Annotated in this window: 5 protein-coding genes and 1 rRNA gene; all 6 read left to right on the top strand. The window is 69.8% G+C overall.

Going from position 1 to position 4,500, the window contains the following annotated elements; genetic code table 11:
• Positions 1–89 precede the first annotated feature (89 nt).
• Positions 90–1,319, top strand: a complete 1,230-nt coding sequence (gene aroC, locus KDL01_RS39240) for a chorismate synthase (protein ID WP_212533800.1) — start codon at positions 90–92, stop codon at positions 1,317–1,319.
• Positions 1,316–1,849 (top strand): shikimate kinase, encoded by a 534-nt coding sequence (locus KDL01_RS39235; RefSeq protein ID WP_212533799.1) that lies wholly within the window; start codon positions 1,316–1,318, stop codon positions 1,847–1,849. The genes aroC and KDL01_RS39235 overlap by 4 nt, the downstream gene beginning before the upstream one ends.
• Positions 1,846–2,928 carry a 3-dehydroquinate synthase gene (gene aroB, locus KDL01_RS39230; RefSeq protein ID WP_246577620.1) on the top strand — a complete coding sequence of 361 codons (1,083 nt, stop codon included), beginning with the start codon at positions 1,846–1,848 and terminating at the stop codon, positions 2,926–2,928. The genes KDL01_RS39235 and aroB overlap by 4 nt, the downstream gene beginning before the upstream one ends.
• 53 nt (positions 2,929–2,981) lie before the next feature.
• The gene (efp, locus tag KDL01_RS39225) at positions 2,982–3,545 is read left to right on the top strand and encodes an elongation factor P (protein ID WP_212533798.1); all 564 of its coding nucleotides are present in this window, start codon (positions 2,982–2,984) and stop codon (positions 3,543–3,545) included.
• 55 nt (positions 3,546–3,600) lie between these two features.
• Complete coding sequence (gene nusB / locus KDL01_RS39220) at positions 3,601–4,035, top strand: transcription antitermination factor NusB (RefSeq protein WP_307846789.1); 435 nt, start codon at positions 3,601–3,603, stop codon at positions 4,033–4,035.
• Between the two features lie 405 nt (positions 4,036–4,440).
• Positions 4,441–4,500, top strand: a 16S ribosomal RNA gene (locus KDL01_RS39215); the annotation flags it as partial.

Raw genomic sequence — 4,500 nt, 5'->3', positions numbered from 1 at the left:
CCGCCCGCGGCCATGCGCCCGCCCCTGTCTTCCGGTCGCGCTCGTGGACACCCCTGAGCGGGCCGCGCCCGGTGTGGGATGATCGGGGCATGTTGCGTTGGCTCACCGCAGGCGAATCCCACGGGCCGGCCCTCGTCGCCATCGCCGAAGGCCTCCCGGCCGGCGTGGAGACCTCGACCAAGGACCTGGCGCACGCGCTGGCCAGGCGTCGGCTCGGGTACGGCCGCGGGGCCCGGATGAAGTTCGAGCAGGACGAGGTCGAGATCCTCGGCGGCGTCCGGCACGGCCTGACCCAGGGCGGCCCGGTCGCCCTGCGGATCGGCAACTCGGAGTGGCCCAAGTGGCGCGCCGTGATGTCCGCCGACCCCGCCGACGGCGAGGGCGAGCTCGACGCGATCGAGCCCGGCAGCACCGGCCAGGCCCGCAGCGCCCCGCTCACCCGGCCCCGCCCCGGCCACGCCGACCTGGCCGGCATCCAGAAGTACGGGTTCGAAGAGGCCCGCCCGGTACTCGAGCGCGCCAGCGCCCGGGAGACCGCGGCCCGGGTCGCGCTCGGCGAGGTCGCCCGCGCGTTCCTGCGGCAGGTCGCCGACGTCGAACTGGTCTCGCACGTGGTCGAGCTCGGCCCGGTGCGCGCCCCGGCCGGCCTGGTCCCGGCCCCCGCCGACGCCGAACGCGTCGACGCCGACCCGGTGCGCTGCCTCGACCCGGAGACCTCGGCCGCGATGGTGGCCGAGATCGACGCGTGCCACAAGGACGGCGACACCCTCGGCGGCATCGTCGAGGTGCTCGCCTACGGACTTCCCCCGGGCCTGGGCAGCCACGTGCACTGGGACCGGCGCCTCGACGCGCGCCTGGCTGCCGCCCTGATGGGTATTCAGGCGATCAAGGGCGTCGAGTTCGGCGAGGGCTTCGAGCTCGCCCGGGTGCGCGGCTCGCAGGCCCAGGACGAGATGGAGCCGGGCCGGCCCGGCGTGCACCGGCGCACCGGCAAGTCCGGCGGCACCGAGGGCGGCATGTCCACCGGCGAGGTGCTGCGGGTGCGCGCGGCCATGAAGCCCATCTCCACCATCCCGCGCGCGCTGGCCACCGTGGACGTGGCCACCGGCGAGGCCACCACCGCCCACCACCAGCGGTCCGACGTGTGCGCCGTGCCCGCGGCCGGCATCGTGGCCGAGGCCATGGTCGCCATGGTGATCGCCGACGCCGTGCTGGAGAAGTTCGGCGGCGACTCGGTGCGCGAGACCCGCCGCAACGTCCAGGCCTACCTGGCCGAACTCGCCGAGCGCGGCCTGCAGGTGACCGGGGGCGCGGCATGAGCCTGGTGCGGCCCGTCGCCGTCCTGGTCGGCCCGCCCGGTTCGGGCAAGTCCACCGTGGGCGCGGCGCTGGCCGAGCGGCTCGAGGTGTCCCTGCGCGACACGGACCACGACGTCGAGGCACTCACCGGCTGCGCCATCGCCGACCTGTTCGTCGAACGCGGCGAGGAGTACTTCCGCGAACTGGAGTCCGAGGCCGTGCGCGCGGCGCTCGAGTCGCACTCCGGCGTCCTGTCCCTCGGCGGGGGCGCCATCCTGCGCCGCGAGACCCGGCTCGCCCTGGCCGCGCACTACGTGGTCTGGCTGGACGTGAGCGTGCACAGCGCGGTCAAGCGGCTGGAGATGAACGTGCCGCGCCCGCTGCTGCTCGGCAACGTGCACAGCAAGTTCATCGAGCTGCACCGCGCCCGCGAGCCGTTCTACCGGGAAGTGGCCAGCAGCCGGATCGACACCAGCGACCTGACCGTCGAGGAGATAGTCGACCGGCTCTACGAACAGATCAGACACCCGGCGAAGGAGTCCGAGGCTTGAGCACCGACACGACGCGGATCCCGGTCGGCGGCGAGGCGCCCTACGAGGTCGTGGTGGGCCACGGCCTGCTCGGCGAGCTGCCCGCGATGTTGGGCGAGCGCGTCTCCCGGGTCGCCGTGGTGCACCCGAAGGCCCTGGCCGCCACCGGCGAGGCGGTGCGCGCCGATCTGGCCGCGGCCGGCCTGAAGGCGATCACCATCGAGGTGCCCGACGCCGAGGAGCAGAAGTCGGCCCAGGTGCTCGCGTATCTGTGGAGCGTGCTCGGCCAGGCCGGGTTCACCCGCACCGACGCGATCGTGGGCGTCGGCGGCGGCGCCACCACCGACCTGGCCGGCTTCGCCGCGGCCACCTGGCTGCGCGGGGTACGCGTGGTGCACCTGCCCACCACGATCCTGGGCATGGTGGACGCGGCCGTCGGCGGCAAGACCGGCATCAACACGGCCGAGGGCAAGAACCTGGTCGGCGCCTTCCATCCGCCGGCCGGCGTGCTGTGCGACCTCGGCGCGCTCGAGACCCTGCCGCGCAACGACTTCGTCGCGGGCCTGGCCGAGGTGGTCAAGTGCGGGTTCATCGCCGACCCGCGGATCCTCGAACTGATCGAGGGCGACATCGACGGCGCCCGCCGGTACGACGGTCCGCACACCAAGGAGCTGATCGAGCGGGCGATCCGGGTCAAGGCCGAGGTGGTCTCGCAGGACCTGCGCGAGTCCGGGCTGCGCGAGATCCTCAACTACGGCCACACTCTCGGGCACGCGATCGAGCGCAACGAGCGCTACCAGTGGCGCCACGGCGCGGCCGTCTCGGTCGGCATGGTCTTCGCGGCCGAGCTCGGCCGGCTCGCCGGGAAGCTGGACGAGTCCGTGGTCCAGCGGCACCGGGACGTGCTCGGCGCACTCGGTCTGCCGCTGACCTACCAGGCCGGGGCCTGGCCGAAGCTGCTCGAGACCATGCGCGTGGACAAGAAGTCCCGGGCGGACGTGCTGCGCTTCATCGTGCTGGCCGGGCTGGCCAAGCCGGTGGTGCTGGCCGGTCCGGATATGCAGCTGCTGGTCAGCGCGTTCGGGGAGATCTCGGCATAGCCGGTAGACTTGCCTAATCTCGGAAATCCCCTCTCAGCTAGGAGTCACCCGGCGTGGCCTCGACCAATGACCTCAAGAACGGCATGACGCTCAACCTGGACGGCGAGCTGTGGAATGTCGTCGAATTCCAGCACGTCAAGCCTGGCAAGGGACCGGCCTTCGTTCGGACCAAGCTCAAGCACGTGCTCTCCGGCAAGGTCGTGGACAAGACCTTCAACGCGGGCATCAAGGTCGAGACCGCGAACGTGGACAAGCGCACGATGCAGTACCTCTACAAGGAGGCCGCCGACTTCGTGTTCATGGACCTCGACACCTACGACCAGCTGCACGTGTCGGGCGACACCGTCGGCGGGAACGCGGACTACCTGCTCGAGAGCGCCGAGGCCATGGTGGCCACGCACGACGGCGTCCCGCTGTACATCGAACTGCCCGCGGCCGTCGAGCTGGTGATCACCTACACCGAGCCCGGTCTGCAGGGCGACCGCTCCACCGGCGGCACCAAGCCCGCCACCGTCGAGACCGGCGCCGAGATCCAGGTCCCGCTGTTCATCACGACCGGCGAGAAGATCAAGGTCGACACCCGTGACGGCAAGTACCTCGGTCGTATCAACGGCTGAGTAAGCTCGGCACGCTCGCACCATTCGATCCTGGCAACGAGGGACCTGACGAACCGTGGCTACCCGCAACAAGGCCCGCCGCCGCGCGGTGGAGATGCTGTACGAGGCGGATCTGCGCAGCGTGAGCCCGTCCGCCGTGCTCGCCGAGCGGATCGCCCGGGTGCAGAAGATGACTCCGCAGGACTCCGATCCGCGGATCGGGGATTACGCGGTGGAGCTGGTGGAGGGCGTGGCCCGGCACCAGGAGCGCATCGACACGCTGATCGAGACGTATTCGGTGGGCTGGCCGATCGACCGGATGCCGGCGGTGGACCGGAATCTGCTGCGGCTGGGCATCTACGAACTGCTGTGGCAGGAGCAGGTACCGGACGTGGTGGCGATCGACGAGGCGGTGGGACTGGCTCAGCAGCTGTCCACCGACACCTCGCCCCAGTTCGTGAACGGCCTGCTCAACCGCATCATGGAGCTCAAGCCGTCGCTGCAGCGCTGATCTCGGCGCACGCCCGCGCGCTTTCGTTCGACCGGCCCGCCCCCTGGATTTGACGGGGGTGGGCCGGACGCGTAATGTAGACCAACGTCGCCAAGAGCGATCGGACCGGGCAACCGGGCGATGGTGAGCGACAAATCCCAACTCTGTGAGAACGGATCCCCACGCCGTATGGCTGAAGGGGTCGGTTTTCCGTCGTCTATTCAGACGATAGGAAAACCCGGTGGAAATAACCGCCGCGAAACTCTGATAGAGTAGGGAACACCGCAAGGGAAACAATAAAACGAAGTACCTGGCGCGTGACTGTTTCTTGAGAACTCAACAGTGTGTCATTTGTTTACGATGCCAATTGTTTGATTGGCTATTATCCCGACCCCCGTCGGGATGTTTAGCCAGGTCATTAAATTCTTTTTGGAGAGTTTGATCCTGGCTCAGGACGAACGCTGGCGGCGTGCTTAACACATGCAA

This window comes from Actinospica durhamensis (assembly GCF_018139695.1).
Classification (GTDB): Bacteria; Actinomycetota; Actinomycetes; order Streptomycetales; family Catenulisporaceae; genus Actinospica; species Actinospica durhamensis.
Note: the sequence above shows the minus strand (reverse complement) of the source record. Positions and strands in the feature narration are given on the sequence as shown.

Coding starts and splice junctions, on each gene's coding strand:
- aroC (WP_212533800.1), top strand. CDS start 90: ATGTTGCGTTGGCTCACCGCAGGCGAATCCCACGGGCCGGCCCTCGTC.
- KDL01_RS39235 (WP_212533799.1), top strand. CDS start 1,316: ATGAGCCTGGTGCGGCCCGTCGCCGTCCTGGTCGGCCCGCCCGGTTCG.